This window comes from Microbacterium sp. (genome assembly GCF_036277215.1).
Classification (GTDB): domain Bacteria; phylum Actinomycetota; class Actinomycetes; order Actinomycetales; family Microbacteriaceae; genus Microbacterium.
The window spans coordinates 1-23,643 of the sequence record NZ_DASUNI010000243.1 but is presented as its reverse complement, the minus strand read 5'-3'; the positions used below and the strand labels follow the sequence as shown (position 1 = coordinate 23,643).

Genomic DNA, 23,643 nt, shown 5'->3' with positions numbered 1-23,643 from the left:
GGCGGCCCGTCGGAGAACCGACGACTGGGGCCGCCCGTGTCGGGCCGCAGCTCGATCAGCTTGCCCGATATGCGGGTGTCGGAAAGCTTGTCGAGGGTCTCGCGGGACAGGTCGGCGGGAAGCTCGACGAGCGAGAAATCCGGACGGATCTGGATCGCTCCGAAGTCGCCGCGGCTGAGTCCCCCCTCATTCGCGAGGGCTCCGACGATCTGCCGCGGCTCGACGCGATGCCGCTTGCCGACGGCGATCCGGTACATCGCCAAACGGCCGCCCGTGGGCCGCTCACGGCGCTCCGGGCGCTCGCCGCGGTCGTCCCGGTCGAAGCGCCCGGGCCGATCGCCGCGGTCCACGCGGTCGTCCCGCTCTCGCTTCGGTGGAGCGAGATCGGGTTCGAGCAGCAGCGGCGACTCGCCCTGCGCGACCACGGCCAGGGCCGCGGCGACATCCACCTCGGGCACGTCGTGATTGCGCACGTAATGCGCGATCACATCCCGGAATCCGTCGATGCGCTCGGTCTGCCCGAGCGCCGCGGTGATCCGGTCGTCGAAGCGGGCCAGCCGGGTGACGTTCACATCGTCGACACTCGGCAGCTGCATCTGGGTGAGCGGCTGGCGGGTCGCCCGCTCGATCGCGTTCACGAGTCCGCGCTCGCGCGGCGTGACGAAGCTGATCGCGTCTCCGGAGCGCCCTGCGCGGCCGGTCCGGCCGATGCGATGCACGTAGGACTCGGTGTCGGTGGGGATGTCGAAGTTGACGACGTGGGAGATGCGCTCGACGTCGAGGCCGCGTGCGGCGACATCGGTGGCCACGAGGATGTCGAGCTTGCCCGACTTGAGCTGGTTCACGGTCCGCTCGCGCTGGACCTGGGCGACGTCCCCGTTGATCGCGGCGGCGGAGTAGCCGCGCGCACGGAGCTTCTCGGCGATCTCCTCGGTGACGCTCTTGGTGCGTACGAAGACGATCATGCCCTCGAAGTTCTCGACTTCGAGGATGCGGGTGAGCGCATCGATCTTCTGCTGGTACGACACGATCAGGTACCGCTGGGCGATCGTCGCGGAGGTCGTGGTCTTGGTCTTGACCGTGATCTCCTCGGGGTCGTGCAGGTACTGCTGCGACATGCGGCGGATCGCGGCGGGCATCGTGGCCGAGAAGAGTGCGACCTGTTTGGTGTCGGGCGTGTCGGCGAGGATCGTCTCGACGTCCTCGGCGAAGCCCATCTTCAGCATCTCGTCGGCTTCGTCGAGCACGAGGTACTTGAGCTCGGACAGATCGAGCGTGCCCTTGTCGAGGTGGTCCATGATGCGGCCGGGCGTACCCACGATGATGTGCACTCCGCGGCGGAGCGCGGACAGCTGAACGCCGTAACCCTGGCCGCCGTACACCGGCAGAATGTGCACACCGCGCACGTGCGCCGCGTATTTCTCGAACGCTTCGCAGACCTGCAGTGCCAGCTCGCGCGTCGGCGCGAGCACGAGCGCCTGCGGGGTCTTCTGCGACACGTCGAGGCGGTCGAGGATCGGCAGTGCGAAGGCGGCGGTCTTGCCGGTGCCCGTCTGCGCAAGACCCACGACGTCACGACCCGCGAGCAGCGTCGGAATCGTCGCCGCCTGGATCGCCGAGGGGGTCTCGTAGCCGACGTCGCTGAGCGCCTTGAGCACCGCCTCACCCAGTCCCAGGTCGGAGAACGTCATCGCGGCGGGCTCCGAAGGAGCCTCTGCCTCGACGGAGACATCGTCAGTGGACACGCTTAAGGTTAGACCCCGTCCCGTCCCGGCGAACCAGGGCGATTCCGCCGAACCGCATGACAAGGCCCCCCGGCTCGGCGCGGACACCCCGGTTCGACGCCGGCGCCGTCAGGCAGCGCGCGCCGGGCGACCGCGCTTCGGGCGATCCGTGGCCAGCTCGAGCGCGATCGCACGCTCCGGATGCCGCGCCAGGCGCTCCTCGACCAGGTCCAGCCACCGCAGCTCGGCCTGCGCGTGCAGGATCATGGCGTCTGCGACGATCGCCCGAGCGAGCTCTTCCGGCTCGCCCGGGGAGGCGGCATCCGTCGTTCGGATGAGGGCGTCATGGCGGGCGAGGGAGGCGCGGCGCTGCTCCTGCAGGAGAGCGCCGAGGTCCACGCCGGGCAGGGTCGCTGCGACGGCGACCTTGACCGCGAGCTCATTGCGCGAGGCCGGCCCCCGCTCGACGGGTGCGGCCAGCCACGCCGCCACCTCGGTGGAGCCCGCATCCGTGATCCGGTAATAGACATGACCCTCTGCGTCGATCTCGCCTTTCGCGACCAGCCCGTCGCGTTCGAGGCGGTCGAGAGTGTTGTAGATCTGCCCGACGTTCAGGGGCCAGCTCGAGCCGGTGCGGCGGGCGAACTCCGCGCGCAGCTGGTAGCCGTAGCACGGCCCCTGGTCGAGGATCGCCAGCAGGCTCTGTCGTACGGACATGGTTCGCTCCCGTCGGGTCGTGCATACCGGGTATGCAGTTCGCGAGTTTATGCAGGCACCGACGGCATTCCGGGATGCCGCTCCGTACGCGCCGGAAAGCCGCTGTGAACGGGCCCTACCCAGCGCACTCCAAGGTCACGGGCGGATAACATGGCTGGATATGCCTGTGCGCTCGGCGCCGGGCTGTATCGGCGCCGATTCGCGCCCTACCCAGACAGATGGAGATGCTCCGTGCCCAATGCTCTCGAGAAACTGCTTCGCGCCGGAGAGGGACGAATCATCCGGCGCCTCCAGCAGGTTGTGAAGGCGGTCAACGCCCTCGAAGAGGACTACGCGCACCTGACCGACGATGAGCTGCGCGGCGAGACCGCGGAACTGCGTGCCCGGCTCGAGGCGGGCGAGACGCTCGACCAGCTCATGCCGGAGGCGTTCGCCGCCGTCCGCGAGGCGGCCAAGCGCACGCTCGGCCAGCGCCCGTACGACGTCCAGATCATGGGCGGCGCCGCCCTGCACCTCGGCAACATCGCCGAGATGAAGACCGGTGAGGGAAAGACGCTGACCGCCGTCTTCCCCGTGTACCTCAACGCCATCGCGGGCAAGGGCGTGCATGTCATCACCGTGAACGACTACCTCGCCTCTTACCAGTCCGAGCTCATGGGCCGCATCTACCGTGCTCTGGGGATGACCACGGGAACCATCGTGGCCGGTCAGACTCCCGACATCCGTCGTCAGCAGTACGAAGCCGACATCACCTACGGCACGAACAACGAGTTCGGCTTCGACTATCTGCGCGACAACATGGCGTGGCGCAAGGAAGACCTCGTCCAGCGCGGCCACTTCTACGCGATCGTGGACGAGGTCGACTCGATCCTCATCGACGAGGCGCGCACTCCGCTCATCATCTCCGGACCGTCCTCCGGCGAGGCCAACCGCTGGTTCGTCGAGTTCGCGAAGATCGCCAAGACCCTCGAGGCGGGCGTCGACTACGAGGTGGACGAGAAGAAGCGCACCATCGGCGTGCTCGAACCCGGCATCGAGAAGGTCGAGGACTACCTCGGCATCGACAATCTGTACGAGTCGGCGAACACGCCTCTCATCTCGTTCCTCAACAACTCGATCAAGGCGCTCGCCCTGTTCAAGCGCGACACCGACTACGTCGTGATGAACGACGAGGTCATGATCGTCGACGAGCACACCGGCCGCATCCTGGTCGGTCGCCGTTACAACGAGGGCATCCACCAGGCTATCGAGGCCAAGGAAGCCGTGCCGGTCAAGGCCGAGAACCAGACCCTGGCGACGGTGACGCTGCAGAACTACTTCCGCCTGTACGACAAGCTCGCCGGCATGACCGGAACGGCCGAGACAGAGGCTGCGGAGTTCATGTCGACGTACCAGCTCGGCGTCGTGCCGATCCCGACGAACAAGCCGATGATCCGCAAGGACCAGTCCGACCTCGTCTACAAGAACGAACAGGCGAAGTTCGATCAGGTCGTCGAAGACATCGTCCAGCGGCACGCCACCGGTCAGCCGGTCCTGGTCGGCACGGTGAGCGTCGAGAAGAGCGAGTACCTTTCGCGCCTGCTCGCCAAGAAGGGCATCAAGCACGAGGTCCTCAACGCCAAGAACCATGCGCGCGAAGCCGAGATCGTCGCCCGCGCGGGCCGGCTCGGCGCGGTGACCGTCGCCACGAACATGGCAGGGCGCGGCACCGACATCATGCTCGGCGGCAACGCCGAGTTCCTCGCCGTCCAGGAGATGAAGGCGAAGGGCCTGGACCCCGTCTCCACCCCCGACGAGTACGAAGCCGAGTGGGATGCCGTCTACCAGGGCACCCGTGACCACGTGGCCGAGGAGGCCACCAAGGTCGTCGAATCGGGTGGGCTGTACGTCCTCGGGACCGAGCGGCACGAGTCGCGCCGCATCGACAACCAGCTGCGCGGTCGCTCCGGACGGCAGGGGGATCCCGGTGAGAGCCGCTTCTACCTCTCGCTGACCGACGACCTGATGCGCCTGTTCCAGTCGGGCGCGGCCGAAGCGATCCTCGCCCGCACGAACTTCCCCGACGACGTCGCGATCGAATCCACCATGGTCAGCCGCGCGATCAAGAGCGCGCAGTCGCAGGTCGAGGCCCGCAACGCCGAGATCCGCAAGAACGTCCTGAAGTACGACGATGTGCTGAACCGACAGCGCGAGGCGATCTACTCGGACCGGCGCCACATGCTCCAGGGCGATGACATCGCCGACCGCGTGCAGCACTTCATCGAAGACGCGATCAATGCCGTCATCGACGACCACACCTCGAGCGGCCACACCGAGAGCTGGGACTTCGACGCTCTGTGGACCGAGCTGAAGACCCTCTACCCCGTCGGTGTGACGATCGACGAGGTCGTCTCCGAAGCCGGCACGAAGGGGCGGATCACGCCCGACGGGCTCAAGCGCGAGATCCTCTCCGACGCGAAGATCGCCTACGCCAAGCGCGAGGAGACGCTCGGCGCCCCGGCGACGCGCGAATTGGAGCGGCGCGTCGTGCTGCAGGTGCTCGACCGTCGCTGGCGCGACCACCTCTACGAGATGGACTACCTGAAGGACGGAATCGGCCTGCGGGCGATGGCCCAGCGTGACCCGCTGATCGAGTATCAGCGCGAGGGCTACCAGATGTTCCAGGCGATGATGGGCCAGATCAAGGAGGAGTCGGTCGGCTACCTCTACAACCTCGAAGTCGAGGTCCGCCGTCCCGCCGAAGGCGAAGCGGACGCGGCTGCCGAGGTCGAGGCCAAGGGACTGGGTGCGGCGCCGGTCGAAGGGCAGCGGCTGCAGTACTCCGCCGCCAACGACGCCGGCGAGGTCGAGGTTCGCAACGAGCGCGGTCAGGTGCAGCAGGCGGCCACCAGCCGCCTCCGTCAGGCCGCGACCGCCGTCGCGCCGTCTGCCGCGCCCGTTGCACCGGCCGCCGAGGCTCCGCGCGGTGCGTTCGGTCAGCGCACCGATGCCGCGTCCGCCCCGCAGAACCGGGCTCAGCGTCGCGCCGCGGACAAGAAGAAGTAGCGACGTCCTCAGAGGATGCGACGGGCAGGCCAGCGCCTGGCGATTGGCCACGTAGCGCGCGGTCTATTCTGAACCGATGAGTCCCCTCCGCCCCCTCGATCAGTCGAGCAAGCTCAAGGACGTCCTCTACGAGATCCGCGGCCAGGCACTGGTCGAGGCCCACCGGCTCGAGAACGACGGCCACACGATCCTCAAGCTCAACACGGGCAACCCTGCAGCCTTCGGCTTCGACGCCCCGTTCCAGATCGTGCGCGACATGATCGAGGCGATTCCGCACGCGCACGGCTACAGCGACAGTCGCGGCATCCCCTCAGCGCGGCGCGCCGTGGTCTATCGCTATGAGGCCATCGAGGGCTTCCCGCCGTTCGAGCCGGATGACGTGTTCCTGGGCAACGGGGTCTCCGAACTCATCACGATGACGATGCAGGCGCTGCTCGACGAGGGCGACGAGGTGCTGATCCCGGCACCGGACTACCCGCTGTGGACGGCGATGACGAGCCTCGGCGGCGGAACGCCGGTGCACTATCGCTGCGACGAGTCGAACGGCTGGCAGCCCGACCTCGACGACATCCGGGCGAAGGTCACACCGCGCACCAAGGCGATCGTGGTCATCAACCCCAACAACCCGACCGGCGCGGTCTACAGCCGTGCTGTGCTCGAGGCAATCGCGGCCATCGCGCGTGAACACTCCCTGCTTCTGCTTGCCGATGAGATCTACGACCGGATCCTCTTCGACGATGCCGTCCACATCCCGCTTGCCACGGTGGCACCGGATCTGCTGTGCCTCACCTTCAACGGGCTGTCCAAGACCTACCGCGTCGCCGGCTTCCGCTCCGGATGGCTGGTCGTCACCGGGCCGAAGGAGCATGCCGCCGGGTTCCTCGAGGGGATCAACCTCCTGGCATCCACCCGACTGTGCCCCAATGTACCGGCCCAGCACGCGGTCCAGGCGGCGCTGTCCGGAGTCCAGTCGATCGATGCGCTCATCGCGCCGACGGGCCGCCTCCACGAGCAGCGGGATGCCGCGTGGGAGGGTCTCGAGGCGATCCCGGGTGTCAGCTGCGTCCGGCCCCAGGGCGCGCTCTACGCGTTCCCGCGGTTCGACCCTGAGGTGTACGAGATCCGCGACGACGGGAAGTTCGTCTATGACTTCCTGGTGGCCGAGCACGTGCTGCTCGTGCAGGGGACCGGCTTCAACTGGCCGGAACCGGACCACGTGCGCATCGTGACGCTGCCCGAAGCCCGGGTGCTGTCCGAGGCGATCGAGCGGCTCGGCAACTTCCTGTCGTCGTATCGTCAGTGACTCCCGCCGGCGCGTGAGCTAGCCGGCCCGAGAACGGCGCGAGGCGACGCGAGGCGGCAGCATCCGTCCACCCTCTCGCGGACGTCGGCAACCCGTCGTATCGTGGCGCCATGTCGATCGAGCTGAACAAACCGGCGCTCCGTCATGCTCGCGCACTCGTGCGCCAGGGAAAGGTCGTCAAGGACGAACGCGACGACTGGTCGGAGGCCGCACCCACCCCGGACGAAGAGAACGCGTTCATCGAGCGGGACGGGTGGACCGAGTATTCGCACTGGCACATGGGTGTCGACCGCAGCGAGAACACGCAGACCAAGACGGCCTACTCGTTCCCGTTCGGCGACTTCCGCAAGGTGCACCGCTCGGGCGTCATCGCGGGTGAGAGTCGTGCCGGCCAGTACGACCACACTGAGATCCGTGACGCGCTCAAGAAGTTGCTGGAGCTGATCGACTCGGAGTGATCCGCAAGCACTCACCGCCGCTGGCGGCGCGGTGCTCAGAGCAGTGCGAGCGAGGTCGCCCGCCAGCGTCCGTCCATGCCTTCGAGCCGCAGCGCGACGGCGCGCGTCCTCGCCGGCCCTTCGACGATGACGACCGCCTCCACCACCCCGTCGGCGGGGGAGGAGTGGTGCACCGAGAGCAACGTGTGCACCGGTCGCTTCGCCGGTACCCCGCGAGCGCTGCGCGCACGCGCGGCGAGGTTGGACCGCGTCATCAGCTTGCGATACGCGTCCTCGGTGAGCCAGCGGGCGAGCTGGTCGACCTCCCGCACGCCGGCGAAGACCTCCAGAACGCCTCGAGTGAGGTTGCGCAGGAACGGCTCGGGTTCGGGAAGCGCGGTGGAGGAGGTGCGCTGCGGGGCGAAGAATTCCGAGAGCTCGAGCGCGTCGGCGGGCGGGGGGTAAGCGCGGGCGGGGCGCGAGGGCGTCGTTGCCATGAGTGCCAATCTCAACGGGGGGATGTCCTGCGAAAGAGTAGAACACACGGCAAGTTCACAGGAATGCTTCATGACGAGGCTGTGGAGAACTTCTCATCGAGTCGTGACCATTGCCCTAGCCTCGCTGAGTGCGCTGGGATCGCTTCTTCGACGACCTCGAGAGTCAGCTCGCCTCGGAGTGGGAGGCGGAGCGTGCTGCGCTCGACACCGAGGCGGAGCGGCTCCGGCTGTCGCGTGTCGCGCTCCGCGAGCGACTGAGCGTCCTCGTCGAGCGTGAGAGCGAGTCCGCGCCGCCGTCGTTCGAGGTGGCCGACGGCACCGTGCTCGTCGCGGACGTCTCCGGCGTCGGCGCCGACTGGGTCGCGCTCTCCGACGCGCGGTCGGGAGCGCTCGTGGTGCCGTTCGCGTCGATCGCCGCGATCGGGATGCCGCACGCGGACATCCTTCGCAGCGCTCGTCCCGCACCCGCGCGGTCCATCCTCGCCGATCGGATGACGTTCGGCTTCGTCATCCGGGATCTGGTTCGTCGGCGGGTGTCGGTGTCCGTGCACCTCAGTCACGGACGGATGCTGGCCGGCACCATCGACCGCGCGGGCGCCGATCACCTCGACATCGCCCTCCATGAGCCCGGTACGCCGCGCCGGGCGAGCGAAGTCACCGGCCACCGCGTGGTGCCCTTCGGCGCGGTGGCGTGGATCCGTCTCGATTCGGGCGCGACGCTCGCCTGACGCGGAACGCCGCGATGTCAGTCCGGCCTGCCGACGACGCCGGTGCCCCACAGTTCGGGGAAGCTCGCCTCATTCGACTGGCGCCACAGCGCCATGCGTCGCGCCTCCTCGGCCTGCTCGTCGAGGTACTCGGCGACGCTCGCCTCTTCGATGCGCCAGCGGGCGGGCGACCCCACCCGGAGTCCACGCAGACGCCTCTCATCCACGAGCGCCATCACCTCGTCGAGCGAGACACCGAGGACCTCCGCGACCTGTGCCGGAGCCAGCAGGCGCACGTCGGACGTCGGCATCTCAGGCATGTCCCCATTATGCGGCGACACCCCTCCGGGCGGCCGGACGACGCACCCGCTGTGGATAACCGCAGGGCTCGTTTCCTGCTCTGCGTCACCATGGTGACATGACCGCACTCGACACCGCCCGCGCTCGACCTCGCGCCTTCTGGGGCGATGCCCGCTTCGTTCTGGGCATCCTCCTGGTCGTCGCCTCGGTCGCCGGCGTCTGGTTCGTCGTCTCGGCGTCACGGCAGACCGTTCCCGCGTTCGCCGCCAACCGCACGATCGTCCCGGGCGAAGCCATCTCGGGCGACGATGTGCGGCTCGTGGACGTGTCGCTGGGGCAGCTCGGCGGGGCCTACCTCGCATCCGATGCGCTCGCCGACGGACTCGTGGCCACACGCACCATCGAATCCGGCGAGCTGGTTCCGCGCGCGGCGGTCGGTGAGGCGACCGCGGTGCGAACCACGAGCGTCGTTCTGCGAAGCGCCGTCGACGTGCCCGGCTCGGTCGCTGCGGGTTCGGTCGTCGAGGTGTGGGCGGCGCCGCTGCTCGAGCGCGGCGACTACGACGCGCCCCGCATCCTGGTGGCCGATGCCACCGTGGTCTCGGTGACGCGGGACGACTCGATGATCGGCGGCGGGTCCGCCGCACTCGAACTCGTGATACCGCGTGCCGACGTCGCCGCCACCCTCGCTGCGATCGCCGACGAGTCGGCGCTCTCGGTGGTCCCGACCGCTGGCGCGGCGAAATGAGAGTGGTGCTCGCAGTCGATGAACCGCACGCTGCCGCACTGGCGGAGGGTCTGGATCGGGAGGGAGTAGAGGTCACGGCGATTCTCCCGGCAGCGGCTCTCGCGCTGACCGCCGACGACGCCGCGCTGTACTACGAGGGCGAGCGCGTCGCACGGGCGCTGGCGGGCTGCGACGCTGTGGTGCTCGGAGTGTCGCGCACGACGCTGGATGCCGCGGTCGTCGCGATGTGCGACCGCAGCGCCGTCCGCATCATCCCGCTCAGCGCCGGACCGGCTGATGACCGCGTCGCCGCAGCGTTCGGCCTGGAGTCGGCACTGCCCCTGGACGCCGAGGCGTGGCGGCTCGTCGAGCGGCTGTCCGCCACTCCCGAGAGCCGGACGCCGCGGCGGGATACGGAATCCCGCGGGGCCGTGGAGCGGATGCCGCGGCTGATCACCGTCTGGGGAAGCGCCGGTGCCCCGGGCCGCTCCACGATCGCCATCGAACTCGCCGTCGAGCTCGCACGCGGCGGCCGGCACGTCGGTCTGATCGACGCCGACTCGCACGCTCCATCGGTCGCACTCGCGCTCGGCCTCGCCGACGAGGCGCCGGGCTTCGCGTCGGCGTGCCGCCAATCGGAGCTCGGTGGCCTCGACTCGCGCGAGCTCACCCGCATCAGTGCGCCGATCGGCGCCACCGGGGTGGATGTGCTCACGGGCCTGAACCGGCCGTCGCGCTGGCCGGAGCTCAGCGAGTCGCGCGTCGCAGCCGCCCTGACTGCGTGTCGCGAGTGGGCGGACTACACCGTCGTCGATGTCGCCGCGCCGCTCGAGCGCGATGAGGAGATCGTCAGCGATCTGGACGGTCCTCGCCGCAACGCGGCCACTCTCGCTGCCCTGCGCACCGCCGACCTCGTCGTGGCGGTCGCCGCGGCCGACCCGCTCGGAATCTCCCGGTTCCTACGGGCGTACCCTGAGCTGCGGGCGACGATCGGCACGACCCCGGTGGCGGTGATCGCCAATCGACTGCGGCCGGGCGCGCTCGGGATCGACGCCCGCGGACAGGTCCGTCGCACGCTCGACCGGTTCGGGGGCGTGAGCGACGTCTGGTTCGTGCCCACCGACCCGCGGGCAGCGGATGCAGCGCTGCTGGCCGCGCGTCCGATCGGCGAGATCGCGCCACGCTCACCGATCACCCTCGCTCTGCGTCGCTTCGTCGGCGAGGCCGTCGTGCCGGCCGCCGAGTCCCGCCGCGGCATCCGAAGGTCTGCGAGACGGCGCGCGCTGGAGCCGGTCGCGTCGTAGGGCGGGCGGCTCGGTGCTGCGGGTCTGAGATCGCGACGGGGTGCTTGCCGCCTGAGCTCCTGTTGCCGCAGGCGGTTGAGATCTCGATACGGCGCCTTCGCCGCCTACGTCCTGACGCCGGAGGCGCAGTTGAGATCTCGATACGGCGGCTTCGCCGCCTACTCGATCTAGAGTCTCAGCCGCATCAAGGCCGCTGCGCGGCATTGATCCGGCTCGACTCTAAGCTTGAGGGATGTCGACGCTCAGCGATCTCGTCTACGCCCAGGGTCGATCCAGCGAAGCCGACGTCGAGTGGTTGCACCGGCTCGCGGGTGACGGTCAGCTGCTGGCCGACCTCGCGTTCGCCGACATCGTGGTCTGGGTGCCCACCGAGGACGACTCGTTCGTTGCCGTGGCGCACACCCGACCGAGCGGGGCCGCGACGCTGTTCTACCGCGACATCGTCGGCGATCGGGTGCGACCGCAGTGGCGCACCCAGGTCCGCGAGGCGTTCTCATCGGCGCGGATCATCGACTCCGCATCTCCGGACTGGTTCGAGGAGACCCCCACGCGCGTTCGTGCCGTACCGATCGTCCGATCGCGGGGGATGGAGCCGGCGCTCACGATCGGCGTGCTCACGCGGCACACGAACCTCGGCGAGACGCGGACACCGTCGCGGCAGCAGATCACCTTCAACGACTGCGCCGACGACCTGTTCGGGATGATCGCGTCCGGCGACTTCCCCGACCTCGCCGCTCCGACGGCGCCCCGGCGCGGCGCGCCCCGCGCATCCGACGGCCTGATCCGGCTCGACGTCGACGGGGTGACGACGTTCGCCAGCCCGAACGCGCTGTCGGCCTTCAACCGCCTCGGCTTCGACGACGAGCTCGAGGGGGAGTCGCTGATCGAGGTCGTGACTCGCATCCTCCCGGGAAAGCGGCAGTTCGACGAATCACTGCCGGTGGTCGTGACGGGCCGCGCGCCCTGGCGGACCGACATCGAGGCGCGCGGCGTCACCGTGTCGCTGCGGACGATCCCGCTGCGCGATCGCGGCAACCGGATCGGTGCGATCGTGCTCTGCCGCGATGTCACCGAGATCCGGCACCAGGAGCAGGAGCTCATCACCAAGGATGCGACCATCCGCGAGATCCACCACCGCGTCAAGAACAACCTGCAGACGGTCGCGTCCCTGCTGCGCATCCAGGCACGACGCTCGCACTCCGAAGAGGCCCGTGAGGCTCTGACGCAGGCGATGCGGCGCGTCGCGGCGATCGCCGTCGTGCACGACACGCTCTCGGAGGGCCTGGCGCAGACCGTCGACTTCGACAACGTCTTCGACCGTGTGCTCCGCCTCGTCGCCGAGGTCGCCGCCGCCCCGAACACGCGTGCGCGCACGCGATCGTCGGGTGCGTTCGGGACGCTGCCGAGCGAGTACGCGACTCCGCTCGCCCTCGCGCTGACCGAGTTGGTGACCAACGCCGTGGAACACGGCCTGGCCGGGCAGGAGGGCGACGTCGAGATCATCGCCGAGCGCGGCGAGGAGAACCTCGCGGTGCGCGTGCGCGACACCGGCTCAGGGCTGCCGGAGGGTCAGGTCGGCCGTGGCCTCGGCACGCAGATCGTGCGCACCCTCATACAGGGCGAGCTGGGCGGAACCATCGACTGGCACACGCTGATGGGAAGCGGCACCGAGGTCACGATCGACATCCCGATGCGCGCGATCGAGCACGATGGGTCCTAGGCAGCCCGACGCCTCCGATGCACCAGGCGGCGTTCATCGCAATGAGAGCTGCGACGGATGCCGGAACTGCGGCAGATGCGCGATCCGAGCCGAAAAGCCTGCGTCAGGACGCGCGGCGCGCGCGGGCGGCGCGACGTTTGAGCGCGCGGCGCTCGTCTTCCGAGAGCCCGCCCCATACGCCTGAGTCCTGCCCCGTCTCGAGGGCGTACTGCAGGCAGATCTCCGTCACGGTGCAGCGTGCGCAGACCGACTTGGCTTTCTCGATCTGATCGACGGCCGGTCCGGTGTTCCCCACGGGGAAGAACAGTTCGGGGTCGACGGTCAGGCAGGCGGCCTTATCGCGCCAGTCCATGGGGGTGCTCCTTGAGAGATGATCGGGTGTTCCAGAGCCGGTATTCGGGTCCGATACCCTGTGGTGAGATGCGAGAGATGCTCGCCCCACCTCGCTGTGGGAGCACACGGCTCTGTTAATCGTCGCACAGGGGTGTTGACGAATCAAGGCTTGACCGACGGCTCAGGGTGTGCTGTTGCTGAGCATTCGCTCCATGAGTAGAGGGTTTCACAAAGACCCGGCAAGCCACGAGGGAATTCTGGGGTATGCGCACACACATCGTCGCCCGATTCGCGGCGATCGTCCTCGGGCTGCAAGGCCTGGCGATCCTCGCACTGGTGGTCTGGCAGATCTGGGCGCTCGTCGCCGGCGACACGGGATCGTTCGAGAGCGCGGTCGCACTCGTCGTCCTCACCGCCGTCGGCGCCGTGGCCGTCCTCGCGTTCGCGGTGGCGACGTGGCGCGGCCAGTCGTGGGGCCGATCGGGCGGGATCGTCACCCAGCTGCTGATCCTCGCCGTTGCGATCGGTGCGATGACCGGCGCTTACGCGGAGCCGGCGATCGGGTTCGCGCTCGCGGTGCCGGCGGTGGCGGCTCTCGTCCTGCTCGTGCTCGCGGTACGGGCGGCGGGGCGCAGAGCACCGGGGGCGGCGTCCGAGTAGTCGGCACGCTCCCATGCAGGCGTCAGGCGGCGTCGATGCCCACGAGCTTGCGCACCCGGGCGACGTGCCCGGTCGCCTTCACGTTGTACAGCGCCTCCTGCACGCGTCCCTCGGCGTCGATGACGAAGGTGGAACGGATGACGCCCTGGTACACCTTGCCGTAGTTCGTCTTCTCACCCCACGTGCCGTACGCGTCGTGCACGGCATGGTCGGGATCGCTGAGGAGGTCGTAGGTGAGGCCGTCCCGCTCACGGAACCTCCGGAGCTTCTCGGGCATGTCGGGTGAGATGCCGAGCAGGGTGTACCCGGCGGCCTCCAGCGGCGCCAGACTGTCGCGGAAGTCGCACGCCTCGGTCGTGCAGCCGGGGGTCATCGCCTCCGGGTAGAAGAACAGCACCACACCGCGGCCGCGCAGGTCGTGCAGCGAGACGGGCTGGTCATCTTGATTGCGCAGGGTGAAATCGGGGGCTGCGGATCCGGGTTCCAGGACGACTTTGCTCATCTCTCAAGCGTAGGTCCGGTGCGCTCTCCGATGCGCGGTCAACGGCCGAGTGGCCTCAAGTCTTGTCGCGGAAGGTGAGCAGCAGCCGCTGCAGCGAGTCCAGCCTCGCCGCGCCGTTCGGCCCCAGCCGGCCCGCCGCGGCCGCCTCGACGATGGCGCAGTCCGGCGCGTCGGGCAGGTGCGTGCAGCCACGCGGACAGTCCTTCGCGACTTCGGCGAGCTCGGTGAACGCGCCCAGGATGTTCGCCGGGTCGACGTGACCCAGTCCGAAGGATCGGACGCCCGGCGTGTCGATCACCCAGCCGTTGCCGGCCTCGCCGCGATAGCGCATCGAGACCGTCGATGAAGAGGTGTGGCGCCCGCGGCCGGTGACCTCGTTCACATGTCCTGTCGCGCGCATGGCGGTGGGCACCAGGGCATTCACCAGTGTCGACTTGCCCACTCCGGAGTGCCCGACGAACACCGTCGAGTGCCCGACCAGCTCCGCGCCGATCCGCTTCAGCGGCATCTCCTGCTGCGCACTCGTGAAGACCTCGAGGTCCAGGCCGTCGAAGTGGGAGAGGAACTCCGAGGGGTCGGCAAGGTCGGTCTTGGTGACCACGAGCAGCGGGCGGACGCCTGCATCGAGCGCCGCAACGAGATAGCGGTCGACGAGGCGCTCGCGCGGTTCGGGGTCGGCGGCGGCCACGACGACCAGCATCTGGTCGGCGTTGGCGACGATCACCCGCTCGACCTGATCGGTGTCATCTGCGCTGCGCCGCAGGAGCGAGGTGCGCTCCTCGATGCCGATGATGCGCGCCAGAGTTCCCGCCTCCCCCGTCGAATCGCCGACGATGCGTGCCCGATCGCCCGTCACGATCGGCATCCGTCGCAGTTCCCGCGCGCGGGTCGCGAGCACGCGCCGCTCGTCCGGCCCGTCCTCGTCCACGAGCACCGAGTAGCGTCCGCGGTCGACGCCGAGGACGCGCGCGATCACGGCATCGGCGTGCGCGGGGCGTCGCTTGGTCCGCGGACGGTTCGCCTTCGGATTCGGCCGCGCGCGCAGCGTCGTCTCGTCGAACTCGTCGTCCTCGTCCTCGTCGTCGTCGAGCCAGCTCACCGTGTGCGGACCAACTCAGGAGGCGACGTTGTGCAGGGGCTCGGTGTGCGCGTCGTCGTCGGGCGAACCGGCCAGCATCTGCTGCCAGAGGTGCGGGAACTCGGGAAGGGTCTTCGCCGTGGTGCCGATGTCGTCGATCTCGAGACCGGGCACGGCCAGGCCGATGATCGCTCCGGTCGTGGCGAGGCGGTGGTCGTGGTGCGCCCGCCAGGTTCCGCCGTGCAGGGCGCGGGGCACGATGCGGATGCCGTCCGCCAGCTCGTGCGCCTCGCCGCCCACGGCGCGCAGCTCGCTGACCAGCGCCGAGATGCGATCCGTCTCATGCCCGCGGATGTGCCCGATTCCGTAGAAGGTGCTCGGGGAGTCCGCGAAGGCCGCGAGTGCGACGAGCGTGGGAGTCAGCTCGCCCGCCGCCGACAGGTCGAGATCGACTCCGGCGATGCCGCTGCCGCCGGTGACCGTGAGAGCCCCGCCGCGCCGGACCGCCCGCGCGCCCATGAGCGACAGGATCTCGGTGAGCATCGCCCCGGGCTGCGTCGAGTGGGCGGGCCATCCCGTCACCGCCACCGACCCACCCGCCACCATCGCCGCCGCCAGGAACGGCGCCGCATTGGACAGGTCGGGCTCGATGGCGACGTCCTTGGCACGCACGGGGCCGGCCGGAACGACCCACTCTCCGGGAGCCGGTCGCTCCACATGGACGCCCCGATGCGCGAGCGATTCGATCGTCATGTCGATGTGCGGCATGCTCGGCAGTCGCTCGCCCCGGTGGATCAGATGCAGCCCCACGTCGAATCGCGGCGCGGCCAGCAGCAGACCGGAGACGAACTGGCTCGATGCGCTCGCGTCGACGACGACCTCGCCGCCGCGCACGTGGCCGTGGCCTCGCACGATGAAGGGAAGCGCCCAGTGCCCGCCGTCGTCGATGTCGACCCCGACGTCTCGCAGCGCCTTGATCATCGTGCCCATGGGCCGGTGCAGGGCGCTCTCGTGGGCCGTGAGAGTCACGTCGCCACGGGCGAATCCGGCGAGCCCGGCGACGAATCGCATGACGGTGCCGGCTTGGCCGCAGTCGACTTCGGTCGAGCCCTGAAGCGGCCAGGTCGGCGCGACGACGAGGTCGTCGCCGTACTTTCCGGTTCCCGGGCTGCGGTCGATGGCGACACCGAGCGAGCGCAGAGCGGCGATCATCCGGGCCGAGTCGTCGGAGTGGAGCGGCGCGGTGAGGCGGCTCGGACCGTCGGCCAGCGTGGCGAGGATGAGCTCACGGTTGGTGAGGGATTTGGACCCCGGCACGGTGACAGTGGCCCGCAGTGGTCCGGGTGCGGTGGGCGCGTGCCAGCGGCCGCGCACAGTAGGTGTCGGATCGTGGGAATACGGGTCGCCTGTCATCGGGTTCTACCCTACTGACACACCACAGACAACCAGCGGAAGTGGAGCCGGATGATCGCCACGCTCGATCGCCCTCGCACGGACGACCTCGCCGAGGTCGAGCTGGTCTGGGAACCCGCCGACGTAGACTGGCGCGTGATGAATGACGAGGCAGAAGCCGTCACCGACGCGCGCACGCAGTTCGAGGTTCAGGCGCTTCCCTTCATGGACCAGCTGTATGCAGCCGCGATGCGCATGACGCGCAATCCCGCGGATGCGGCCGACCTCGTGCAGGAGACGTTCGTGAAGGCGTTCGCGTCCTGGGCGACGTTCACCCAGGGCACGAACCTGAAGGCGTGGCTGTATCGCATCCTCACCAACACCTACATCAATATCTATCGCAAGAAGCAGCGCGAGCCGTACCAGGGCACGATCGACGAGCTCGAGGACTGGCAGCTGGGCGGCGCGGAGTCCACGACCGCGACGAGCAGCCGATCGGCGGAAGCCGAAGCGATCGACCGGATGCCGGCATCGGTCGTGAAGGATGCGCTGCAGGCAATCCCGGAGGACTTCCGGCTGGCGGTGTACCTCGCAGACGTCGAGGGCTTCGCCTACCAGGAGATCGCCGACATCATGAAGACACCCATCGGCACGGTCATGAGCCGTCTGCATCGTGGCAGGCGAATGCTCCGTGAGCTGCTGGCGGACTATGCGGCCGAGCGGGGAATCAGCGCGGCCGCCACAGGGGGCAAGAAATGACCGACTGCGGCTGCGAGAAGGCAAGACGCGACCTCGAGGAGTACCTGCGCCACGAGGTGTGCAAGACGTCCCAGACCGATATCGCCGAGCATCTCGAGAACTGCGCCAGCTGCCAGGACGAGGCGCTGGTCTCGCGCACGTTGACCGACGTCGTCGCCCGTGCGTGCAAGGAGACGGCTCCTGAGGAGCTGCGCGATCAGGTGCTGGAGCGCCTGCGCACCGTGCAGGCGACCCACTGACGATTCGCTTCGCGGCTACGGCGTGAAGACGCGCAGCGCCGACGGTGCGACCTCGACCGTCAGGGGCAGCGCCCCGATCGGATCGCCGTCCGCGTAGGCGGTGACCCCCGGCGAGGAGAGTCGCACACCGCGGATTCGAAAGGTGCTCACTTCGCGCGCGGTCGTGTGGGTTCCGCGGTAGACGCGGGGCAGAAGTCCCAGTAACTTCAGCCGACCGGCGGGGCGCACGAGGATCAGGTCGAGAAGACCGTCCTCCGGATCGGCGTCGGGACAGATCGGGATGCCGCCGCCGTAGTGGCTGCCATTGCCCACGGTCGCCATCACGAGTTCCCCGACGAGCCGCTCCCGCCCGCCATCGGCCAGCTCGATGTCGACTTCGTACGGGATCCCCTTCAGGGTGAGGAACTCGATCAGGATCGCGATGTTGTAGCGCGAGCCGCCGCGCGGCCAGCGCATGGCGTTGGCGCGGTCGTTGACGCGGGAGTCGAAGCCGCTGGCCAGCACGCTTCCGAAGTAGGCGGTCGATCCGTCCGCGCGCGTGACGCGCGCGAGGTCGATGCGCCGAGTCCGCTCCGCAGCGATCGCATCCGCCGCCGCGACCGCGTCGAGTTCGCGCAGCCCGAGCGCGGTCGCCATGTCATTGCCGGTGCCGGCCGGGATGATGCCCAGCCTCACGTCGGTGCCCGCCAATTCCTGTATCGCGAGGTGCACGGTGCCGTCGCCTCCCGCGACCGCGACGGCGTCGGTGCCCAGTTCGATCGCCGTCCGCAGGAGCCGACTCGATTCGGATGCGCTGCCTCCGCTCAGGACGGTGACGCCCACGCCGGATTCGCGCAGACGCTCGGCGGCGCGTGTGGCCGATCCGGTGTGCGCGCCGCCGCGAGCGGCGGGATTGACCAGCAGGACGACGTTCATCCGGGTTCGCCGGGCCGGGCTGCCGCAGGAGGGGGAACGAGCACACCCGGGTTCATGATCCCGCGCGGATCGACGGTCGCCTTCACCGCGCGCAGCACCGCGATGCCGAGCGGTCCGATCTCCGCCTCGAGGTGGTCCCGATGATTCCGTCCGACGGCATGGTGGTGGGTGATCGTGCCGCCCGCCGCGCCGATCGCGTGCGATGCGGCATCCTTCGCCCGTTCCCACTGGCCGATGGGGTCGGCGGTGAGCGCGGCGAGCACCGTGAAGTAGAGCGACGCACCCGCGGGGTACACGTGCGAAACATGGCACATCACGATCGGCTTGGTGCGATCGGCCGTGAGACTCGCGGTCAGCGCATCGGTCACGGCGACTTTCAGAGCGAGCAGGTTCGTCCACGTCGTGGCCGTCTCGAGGGTTTCGGCGAGCACTCCGATGTCCAGGAGCGTGTCGCGCAGAGCAGGAGAGGCGTATCGGCCGCGCTCCCATGATCGCGCCGGGTCCTCGCCGCGCGACGTTCCGCCAAGACGGCGGAAGATCGCATCGGTCGCCGCGCGGACGGTGTCCGCTTCGGTTGCATCCACCCCTTCGAATGTCGCGACGGCGAGGCAGCCGCGTGCGCGTCGGAGATGTCCGCCCATCACCGCATTCACCCGCGTCTCGCCGGCATCGCTCAGTCGAAGGACGGTGGGACGGATGCCGCGCTGGGTGAGCTCGCGGAGGGCCGTCGCGCCGGAGTCGAAATCGGGGAAGCTCCATGCCCCGTACGCCGTGGCCCCGGGAAGCGGCCGGAGGCGGACGGTGATCTCGGTCAGTACGCCGAATGCGCCTTCCGAGCCGAGGAACAACTGGCGCAGGTCGGGGCCTGCGGCGCTGGCCGGTGCACGGCCCAGCCGCAGGTCGCCGGCGGGGGTCGCGATCCGCAGTGCGTGCACGAGGTCGTCGAATCGTCCGTAGCCCCGCGATGCCTGGCCGCTGGAGCGCGTCGCCGCGTAGCCGCCGAGCGAGGCGTACTCGAAGCTCTGCGGGAAGTGGCCGATGGTGTAGCCGCGCGCATTCAGCAGCTCTTCGGCCTGCGGTCCGGTGGTTCCCGCGCCGAAAGTGGCCAGCAGCGACTCCTCGTCGAGGTTCCACAGGCCGGCGGTGCGCACCAGATCGAGGGCGATGACGCAACGCAGGCGACCCGACTCGGGGGCGACGCCGCCGACCACGCTTGTTCCGCCGCCGAAGGGCACGACCGCGATCCCCCGCTCCGCGCACACGGCGAGCACATCGACGATCTCGGCGTGCTCGGCGGGCGCGACGACCGCGTCCGGCGCAGGCTGCGGGTCGGCGAGGCGTCGGGCGAGCAGGTCCGGCGTGCTCTTGCCGCCGAGATGCAGCAATCGCGCGTCGTCCTCGGTCGACACGTGACCTTCCCCCACGACGGCGGTGAACGCGCGCACGTCACCGTCGTCGAGGCGGGAAGGTGTCAGGGTCGGAGCGGCTGCCCGTCGCTGGACGGGATGCGCCTTGCCCGGGAGCAGTGCGGTGATGAGCGTCTTCGCGCCTGCGGGGAGGCGTGCGGGCTCGGTGCCCCAGGCATCCCACGTCGAACGTGGGCGGGGTGCGGGACGGACCGGCGCCCTCGGAGACTGCCTGGGCGTCGACGCATCCACCGCGACAGTATGACACATTCTGTATGGTTGTCACATGGCCGAGCCCGGAGGCGACACTGCGACCGTCATCCTCGATGCCGCGTTGCATGAGGTACTGGCACACGGGATGCGCAGAACCACGGCCTCCGACATCGCCCGTCGCGCGGGGATCTCGCGTCAGACCCTCTATCGGTATTGGTCCGATGTCCAGGCGCTGCTGGCCGCGCTGGTCACGCGCGAGCTGATCGCGGTCGTCCCCCGCACCGGCACGGCGACATCGCTCGACGACTTCGCCGACGGCATCGTCCAGACCGCCGACCGGATCCGGTCGATGCCGCTGGTGGACCGGCTTCGTGAGTCCGATCCCGAGCTCTTCGCGCGGTACATCCTCGAGCGGCTCGGCACCAGCCAGCGCGGCATCCACCACGAGATCGCCGCGCGCGTGACGGCGGGACAGGCCGCGGGATTCATCCGAGCCGGAGACGCCGATCGGATGGCGGCGATGCTCCTGTTGATCGCGCAGTCGGCGATCCAGTCCGCGCCCCTGGTCGCCGAGTGGCTGCCGCCCGCGCAGTGGAGACGCGAGCTGCGCACGGCGGTCCGCGGGTATGTGAATCCCCTCGGGAGCTCGTCGTGACGCGGATCGTCGGCCGCCAACCCCATTCCACAGCGCTCAACGCCGCGCGCCGGATGCGCGAGCTGTCGGCGCTGGGCGACGATCCCAGCGTCGACGTCCTCGTCGTCGGAGGCGGAATCACCGGCGCCGGCCTGGCCCTGGATGCCGCCAGCCGAGGCCTGCGCACGCTGCTGGTCGAGCGCAACGACCTCGCGCACGGCACGAGCCGATGGAGTTCGAAACTCGTGCACGGAGGATTGCGCTATCTGGCGTCCGGACAGTTCGGCATCGCGCACGAGAGCGCCGCGGAGCGGCACCTCCTGATGACGCGGATCGCCCCGCACCTCACGCGACCGCTCGCGCAGGTCCTGCCCCTGTTCGCGCCCGGCCACCGAACCCGCGGCGCGTACGTCGGCATCGGGTATGGCCTCGGCGACGGTATGCGGCGGCTCGTGGGCACATCGGATGCCGTCCTCAGGGCGCCCGGTCCGCTGCGCCGCGACGAGACCATCCGGCTCGCGCCAGCGGTGAGGCGCGACGGTCTTCGCGGGGGCGTGCGCGGCTGGGACGGTCAGCTCATCGACGATGCGCGGCTGGTGATCGCCGTCGCGCGCACCGCGGCCGGCTACGGTGCATCCGTTCTTCCGCGAGTCGAAGCCGTGCGCGTGCGCGGGGACGGTGCGGTTCTGCGAGACGCGCTGACCGGCGAGGAGTTCGAGGTCCGCGCGCGGGCGGTTCTCAGTGCGACCGGCGTGTGGGCAGGCGAACTCGACCCGGACGTCGGTCTGAGGCCGAGTCGCGGCACGCACCTCGTGGTGGATACCGTTCGGATGGGCGGATCGGACGTCTCGCTGACCATACCTGTGCCCGGGTCGACGAGCCGCTTCGTGTTCACGGTGCCGGCACCGCACGGTCGCACCTACATCGGGATCACCGATGTCCCCGCCGACGGGCCCCTCCCGGACGTCCCGCATGCGACCGATGCTGAGATCGACATGCTCCTGGGCACCGCGAATACGGCATTGGCTGTCCCTCTCGATCGATCCGACGTACTCGCGACCTTCGCCGGCCTCCGGCCTCTCCTGACCCATGCGGGAACGGCGCAGGGGCGGCGCATCAGCACGTCGGGCGCCGAGACGAGCGACCTGTCGCGCCGCCACGCGATCCTGGAATCCTCGACCGGGACGCTCAGCGTCGTCGGCGGCAAGCTCACGACGTACCGCCGGATGGCGCAGGACGGCGTGGATGCCGCGATCGAACGTCGCTTCGGCGCAGGCAAGGTGAGCGGGTGCCGGACGCGCACCCTGCCTCTCGTGGGTGCCTGGCCACGCGAACGCACGGGCCAGATCGTGGCGGCAGCAAGGCTCGTGCGCCGCTACGGCGCAGAGGCACCCTTCGTCGCATCCTCGCCGGATGGCCCGCCCGCTGCCCGGGGCGTCACCGCTCAGGAGCTCGCATGGGGCGTGGCCGTCGAGGGTGCCCTGACGGTCGACGACCTGCTGGACCGCCGCACGCGGCTCGGGCTGGTAGCGGCGGACCGGGAGGAGTCGCTGGCGGCCGCGGCATCCGCCTTGGAGCGCTTCGGTTGACCCCGTCGCTGTCGGAACCGCTCGGTAGGGTGGGGCGCATGTCTGCGCCTGACTGGAAGAACGCCCCCGCCGACCCCGCCGCCGTCGCTGCCGTTTCGGCGAACGGCCTCGAATACCGCGTCCTCGACACGAGCGACGCTACAGCCTTCGACCCCTACCTCCAGGCCGAGATGCGGGGGTTCCTCGCCGCTGAGCAGAGCGACGAGCAACTCGGCGGAGCGCGTGACGGACTCGCATTCCGACGCTTCGTCGGTGTCTACGACCCTGGCTCGCTCGACGTTTCCCAGCCGGTCGCCACAGTCAACTCCTGGGTCACCGAGATGACGCTGCCGGGAGGCATCGGCATCCCGATGTGGGCCATCAGCGGGGTGACGGTCGCACCGACGCACCGACGCAAGGGGATCGCCCGAGCCATGCTCGAGGGCGAATTGCGCACAGCGGTCGATGCCGGCGTGGCGATCGCAGGCTTGACCGTGTCCGAAGCGACGATCTACGGACGTTTCGGTTTCGCACCGGCGACGTTCGGCACCGATTGGTCGATCGAGACGAAGCGCGCCCTGTGGATCGGGCCGCGCCCCGACGGCCGGCTCGACTTCGTGTCGCGGGACCAGCTGCGCGACCAGCTCGCCGAGCTGCACGGCAGGGTGCGCCGCTCGCGGCCCGGTGAGATCGAGGCATGGCCAGGACTCTGGCGCCGCATGTCGGGTACCGCGCCCGGCCAGGAGGACTCCGCCAAGGTGCGCGGCGTGCGCTATGCGGATGCGGCGGGCACGACGCGGGGCATCGCCGTGTACCGGCTCGGGAGCGAGGGCCCCGATTTCACGAAGCACGACCTCGAACTGCACTACCTCCTCAGCGAGACGCCGGACGCCTACGCGGCGCTGTGGCGGTTCGCGCTCGAGCACGACCTCGTCTCGGTCGTGAAGGCGCATCTCCGCTCCGTCGACGAGCCGCTGCGGTGGATGATCGCCGATCAGCGCGGCGCGACCGTCGAGACCAGCGAGCACGGCTGGCTGCGCGTCCTGGACGTGCCGACGGTGCTCGCCGCCCGCACGTACTCTTCACCGGTATCGATCACGCTGCGCGTCACGGATCCGCTCGGCATCGCCGACGGCACGTGGGAACTGAGGGTGGACGGCTCCGGTACGGCAGAGGTCACGCCCGTGCGCAGCGAAGCCGACGTCACGCTGTCGGTCAACGCGCTGTCGTCGATCCTGCTCGGGGGAGTCCGCGCCGCTACCCTGCGCGACGCGGGTCTGCTGGACGCCGACGACGATGCGGTGGACGCGCTGGATGCGTCGTTCGCGTCGACTCGGGCTCCTTACCTCAGCCTCTGGTACTGAGGCCCGCCATCAGGCGGACACCGGATGCCGCGGCATCCGGTGTCCGCCTGATGGCGGGCCTCAGTACCAGAGGCTGAGGTAAGGAGCCCGAGTCGACGC

General features: G+C 69.5%; 23 protein-coding genes. 13 read left to right on the top strand and 10 right to left on the bottom strand.

The features are described from left to right. Together VFX99_RS12300 and VFX99_RS12295 are read right to left on the bottom strand one after the other, a co-directional pair. On the bottom strand, window positions 1–1,691 hold a 1,691-nt coding region (locus tag VFX99_RS12300), incomplete at its 3' end, for a DEAD/DEAH box helicase (protein ID WP_329666582.1). Window positions 1,692–1,853: 162 nt separating this feature from the next. Further along, a complete protein-coding gene (locus tag VFX99_RS12295) occupies window positions 1,854–2,441 on the bottom strand; it encodes a PadR family transcriptional regulator (RefSeq protein ID WP_329666580.1) in 588 nt (195 codons plus the stop codon). A gap of 231 nt (window positions 2,442–2,672) precedes the next feature. Between VFX99_RS12295 and secA the strand changes: the two genes are divergently transcribed. The 3 genes from secA to VFX99_RS12280 all read left to right on the top strand — a co-directional run bounded on the left by secA (window position 2,673) and on the right by VFX99_RS12280 (window position 7,247). Next, window positions 2,673–5,486, top strand: a complete 2,814-nt coding sequence (secA, locus tag VFX99_RS12290) for a preprotein translocase subunit SecA (RefSeq protein ID WP_329666579.1) — start codon at window positions 2,673–2,675, stop codon at window positions 5,484–5,486. A gap of 76 nt (window positions 5,487–5,562) precedes the next feature. Beyond that, window positions 5,563–6,789, top strand: a complete 1,227-nt coding sequence (locus VFX99_RS12285) for a pyridoxal phosphate-dependent aminotransferase (RefSeq protein WP_329666578.1) — start codon at window positions 5,563–5,565, stop codon at window positions 6,787–6,789. A gap of 110 nt (window positions 6,790–6,899) precedes the next feature. Then, complete coding sequence (locus VFX99_RS12280; protein ID WP_329666577.1) at window positions 6,900–7,247, top strand: hypothetical protein; 348 nt, start codon at window positions 6,900–6,902, stop codon at window positions 7,245–7,247. Between the two features lie 35 nt (window positions 7,248–7,282). On the opposite strand, the gene VFX99_RS12275 is transcribed toward VFX99_RS12280, so the two are convergent. After that, on the bottom strand, window positions 7,283–7,723 hold the full coding sequence (locus VFX99_RS12275; RefSeq protein ID WP_329666576.1) for an Rv3235 family protein: 441 nt from the start codon (window positions 7,721–7,723) through the stop codon (window positions 7,283–7,285). Window positions 7,724–7,851: 128 nt separating this feature from the next. Here VFX99_RS12275 and VFX99_RS12270 point away from each other — a divergent pair, with 128 nt between their 5' ends. Continuing rightward, window positions 7,852–8,451 carry a hypothetical protein gene (locus VFX99_RS12270; RefSeq protein WP_329666575.1) on the top strand — a complete coding sequence of 200 codons (600 nt, stop codon included), beginning with the start codon at window positions 7,852–7,854 and terminating at the stop codon, window positions 8,449–8,451. A 17-nt stretch (window positions 8,452–8,468) separates the two neighbouring features. Here VFX99_RS12270 and VFX99_RS12265 read toward each other — a convergent pair whose 3' ends face one another. Further along, window positions 8,469–8,750, bottom strand: a complete 282-nt coding sequence (locus VFX99_RS12265; protein ID WP_329666574.1) for a helix-turn-helix domain-containing protein — start codon at window positions 8,748–8,750, stop codon at window positions 8,469–8,471. A 98-nt stretch (window positions 8,751–8,848) separates the two neighbouring features. Here VFX99_RS12265 and VFX99_RS12260 point away from each other — a divergent pair, with 98 nt between their 5' ends. The 3 genes from VFX99_RS12260 (at window position 8,849) to VFX99_RS12250 (ending at window position 12,481) form a co-directional block, all read left to right on the top strand. Further along, complete coding sequence (locus VFX99_RS12260; protein ID WP_329666573.1) at window positions 8,849–9,478, top strand: SAF domain-containing protein; 630 nt, start codon at window positions 8,849–8,851, stop codon at window positions 9,476–9,478. Beyond that, window positions 9,475–10,761: an AAA family ATPase gene (locus tag VFX99_RS12255; protein ID WP_329666572.1), complete on the top strand. Its 1,287-nt coding sequence runs from the start codon at window positions 9,475–9,477 to the stop codon at window positions 10,759–10,761. The genes VFX99_RS12260 and VFX99_RS12255 overlap by 4 nt, the downstream gene beginning before the upstream one ends. Before the next feature lie 232 nt (window positions 10,762–10,993). Next, on the top strand, window positions 10,994–12,481 hold the full coding sequence (locus VFX99_RS12250; protein WP_329666571.1) for a sensor histidine kinase: 1,488 nt from the start codon (window positions 10,994–10,996) through the stop codon (window positions 12,479–12,481). Between the two features lie 103 nt (window positions 12,482–12,584). Here the strand turns inward: VFX99_RS12250 and VFX99_RS12245 are convergent, their stop codons facing one another. Further along, on the bottom strand, window positions 12,585–12,833 hold the full coding sequence (locus VFX99_RS12245; RefSeq protein WP_018171995.1) for a WhiB family transcriptional regulator: 249 nt from the start codon (window positions 12,831–12,833) through the stop codon (window positions 12,585–12,587). A gap of 245 nt (window positions 12,834–13,078) precedes the next feature. On the opposite strand from VFX99_RS12245, the gene VFX99_RS12240 reads away from it, so the two are divergent. Beyond that, the gene (locus VFX99_RS12240) at window positions 13,079–13,474 is read left to right on the top strand and encodes a histidine kinase (RefSeq protein ID WP_329666570.1); all 396 of its coding nucleotides are present in this window, start codon (window positions 13,079–13,081) and stop codon (window positions 13,472–13,474) included. 22 nt (window positions 13,475–13,496) lie between these two features. Here VFX99_RS12240 and bcp read toward each other — a convergent pair whose 3' ends face one another. Genes bcp through aroA form a run of 3 tightly spaced genes read right to left on the bottom strand, consistent with a single transcriptional unit; the run spans window position 13,497 to window position 16,467 of the window. Continuing rightward, window positions 13,497–13,976, bottom strand: a complete 480-nt coding sequence (bcp, locus tag VFX99_RS12235) for a thioredoxin-dependent thiol peroxidase (RefSeq protein WP_329666569.1) — start codon at window positions 13,974–13,976, stop codon at window positions 13,497–13,499. Window positions 13,977–14,031: 55 nt separating this feature from the next. Continuing rightward, a complete protein-coding gene (gene rsgA / locus VFX99_RS12230; RefSeq protein WP_329666568.1) occupies window positions 14,032–15,075 on the bottom strand; it encodes a ribosome small subunit-dependent GTPase A in 1,044 nt (347 codons plus the stop codon). Window positions 15,076–15,090: 15 nt separating this feature from the next. Further along, window positions 15,091–16,467, bottom strand: coding sequence for a 3-phosphoshikimate 1-carboxyvinyltransferase (aroA, locus tag VFX99_RS12225; RefSeq protein ID WP_329666567.1), 1,377 nt, complete (start codon window positions 16,465–16,467; stop codon window positions 15,091–15,093). A 51-nt stretch (window positions 16,468–16,518) separates the two neighbouring features. Between aroA and VFX99_RS12220 the strand changes: the two genes are divergently transcribed. Beyond that, a complete protein-coding gene (locus VFX99_RS12220; protein ID WP_414684375.1) occupies window positions 16,519–17,205 on the top strand; it encodes a sigma-70 family RNA polymerase sigma factor in 687 nt (228 codons plus the stop codon). Then, complete coding sequence (locus VFX99_RS12215; protein WP_329666566.1) at window positions 17,202–17,444, top strand: zf-HC2 domain-containing protein; 243 nt, start codon at window positions 17,202–17,204, stop codon at window positions 17,442–17,444. Before VFX99_RS12220 ends, VFX99_RS12215 begins: the two co-directional genes overlap by 4 nt. Before the next feature lie 15 nt (window positions 17,445–17,459). On the opposite strand, the gene VFX99_RS12210 is transcribed toward VFX99_RS12215, so the two are convergent. Continuing rightward, complete coding sequence (locus VFX99_RS12210) at window positions 17,460–18,359, bottom strand: diacylglycerol kinase (RefSeq protein WP_329666565.1); 900 nt, start codon at window positions 18,357–18,359, stop codon at window positions 17,460–17,462. Further along, window positions 18,356–20,017, bottom strand: a complete 1,662-nt coding sequence (locus tag VFX99_RS12205; RefSeq protein WP_329666564.1) for an FAD-binding oxidoreductase — start codon at window positions 20,015–20,017, stop codon at window positions 18,356–18,358. Before VFX99_RS12205 ends, VFX99_RS12210 begins: the two co-directional genes overlap by 4 nt. A gap of 34 nt (window positions 20,018–20,051) precedes the next feature. Between VFX99_RS12205 and VFX99_RS12200 the strand changes: the two genes are divergently transcribed. The 3 genes from VFX99_RS12200 to VFX99_RS12190 are packed head-to-tail and all read left to right on the top strand — an operon-like array spanning window position 20,052 to window position 23,544. After that, entirely contained in the window at window positions 20,052–20,633 is a 582-nt protein-coding gene (locus tag VFX99_RS12200) for a helix-turn-helix domain-containing protein (protein ID WP_329666563.1), read from the top strand. Continuing rightward, window positions 20,630–22,201: a glycerol-3-phosphate dehydrogenase/oxidase gene (locus tag VFX99_RS12195; RefSeq protein WP_329666562.1), complete on the top strand. Its 1,572-nt coding sequence runs from the start codon at window positions 20,630–20,632 to the stop codon at window positions 22,199–22,201. Before VFX99_RS12200 ends, VFX99_RS12195 begins: the two co-directional genes overlap by 4 nt. 38 nt (window positions 22,202–22,239) lie before the next feature. Then, window positions 22,240–23,544 carry a GNAT family N-acetyltransferase gene (locus tag VFX99_RS12190; protein WP_329666561.1) on the top strand — a complete coding sequence of 435 codons (1,305 nt, stop codon included), beginning with the start codon at window positions 22,240–22,242 and terminating at the stop codon, window positions 23,542–23,544. Window positions 23,545–23,643 lie beyond the last annotated feature (99 nt).

Excerpts from the sequence above, each read along its gene's own strand:
- VFX99_RS12295 (WP_329666580.1), bottom strand. The coding sequence starts at position 2,441 with ATGTCCGTACGACAGAGCCTGCTGGCGATCCTCGACCAGGGGCCGTGC.
- VFX99_RS12285 (WP_329666578.1), top strand. The coding sequence starts at position 5,563 with ATGAGTCCCCTCCGCCCCCTCGATCAGTCGAGCAAGCTCAAGGACGTC.
- VFX99_RS12280 (WP_329666577.1), top strand. The coding sequence starts at position 6,900 with ATGTCGATCGAGCTGAACAAACCGGCGCTCCGTCATGCTCGCGCACTC.
- VFX99_RS12275 (WP_329666576.1), bottom strand. The coding sequence starts at position 7,723 with ATGGCAACGACGCCCTCGCGCCCCGCCCGCGCTTACCCCCCGCCCGCC.
- VFX99_RS12265 (WP_329666574.1), bottom strand. The coding sequence starts at position 8,750 with ATGCCTGAGATGCCGACGTCCGACGTGCGCCTGCTGGCTCCGGCACAG.
- VFX99_RS12260 (WP_329666573.1), top strand. The coding sequence starts at position 8,849 with ATGACCGCACTCGACACCGCCCGCGCTCGACCTCGCGCCTTCTGGGGC.
- VFX99_RS12255 (WP_329666572.1), top strand. The coding sequence starts at position 9,475 with ATGAGAGTGGTGCTCGCAGTCGATGAACCGCACGCTGCCGCACTGGCG.
- VFX99_RS12250 (WP_329666571.1), top strand. The coding sequence starts at position 10,994 with ATGTCGACGCTCAGCGATCTCGTCTACGCCCAGGGTCGATCCAGCGAA.
- VFX99_RS12245 (WP_018171995.1), bottom strand. The coding sequence starts at position 12,833 with ATGGACTGGCGCGATAAGGCCGCCTGCCTGACCGTCGACCCCGAACTG.
- VFX99_RS12240 (WP_329666570.1), top strand. The coding sequence starts at position 13,079 with ATGCGCACACACATCGTCGCCCGATTCGCGGCGATCGTCCTCGGGCTG.
- bcp (WP_329666569.1), bottom strand. The coding sequence starts at position 13,976 with ATGAGCAAAGTCGTCCTGGAACCCGGATCCGCAGCCCCCGATTTCACC.
- aroA (WP_329666567.1), bottom strand. The coding sequence starts at position 16,467 with ATGACAGGCGACCCGTATTCCCACGATCCGACACCTACTGTGCGCGGC.
- VFX99_RS12220 (WP_414684375.1), top strand. The coding sequence starts at position 16,519 with ATGATCGCCACGCTCGATCGCCCTCGCACGGACGACCTCGCCGAGGTC.
- VFX99_RS12215 (WP_329666566.1), top strand. The coding sequence starts at position 17,202 with ATGACCGACTGCGGCTGCGAGAAGGCAAGACGCGACCTCGAGGAGTAC.
- VFX99_RS12210 (WP_329666565.1), bottom strand. The coding sequence starts at position 18,359 with ATGAACGTCGTCCTGCTGGTCAATCCCGCCGCTCGCGGCGGCGCGCAC.
- VFX99_RS12200 (WP_329666563.1), top strand. The coding sequence starts at position 20,052 with ATGGCCGAGCCCGGAGGCGACACTGCGACCGTCATCCTCGATGCCGCG.
- VFX99_RS12190 (WP_329666561.1), top strand. The coding sequence starts at position 22,240 with ATGTCTGCGCCTGACTGGAAGAACGCCCCCGCCGACCCCGCCGCCGTC.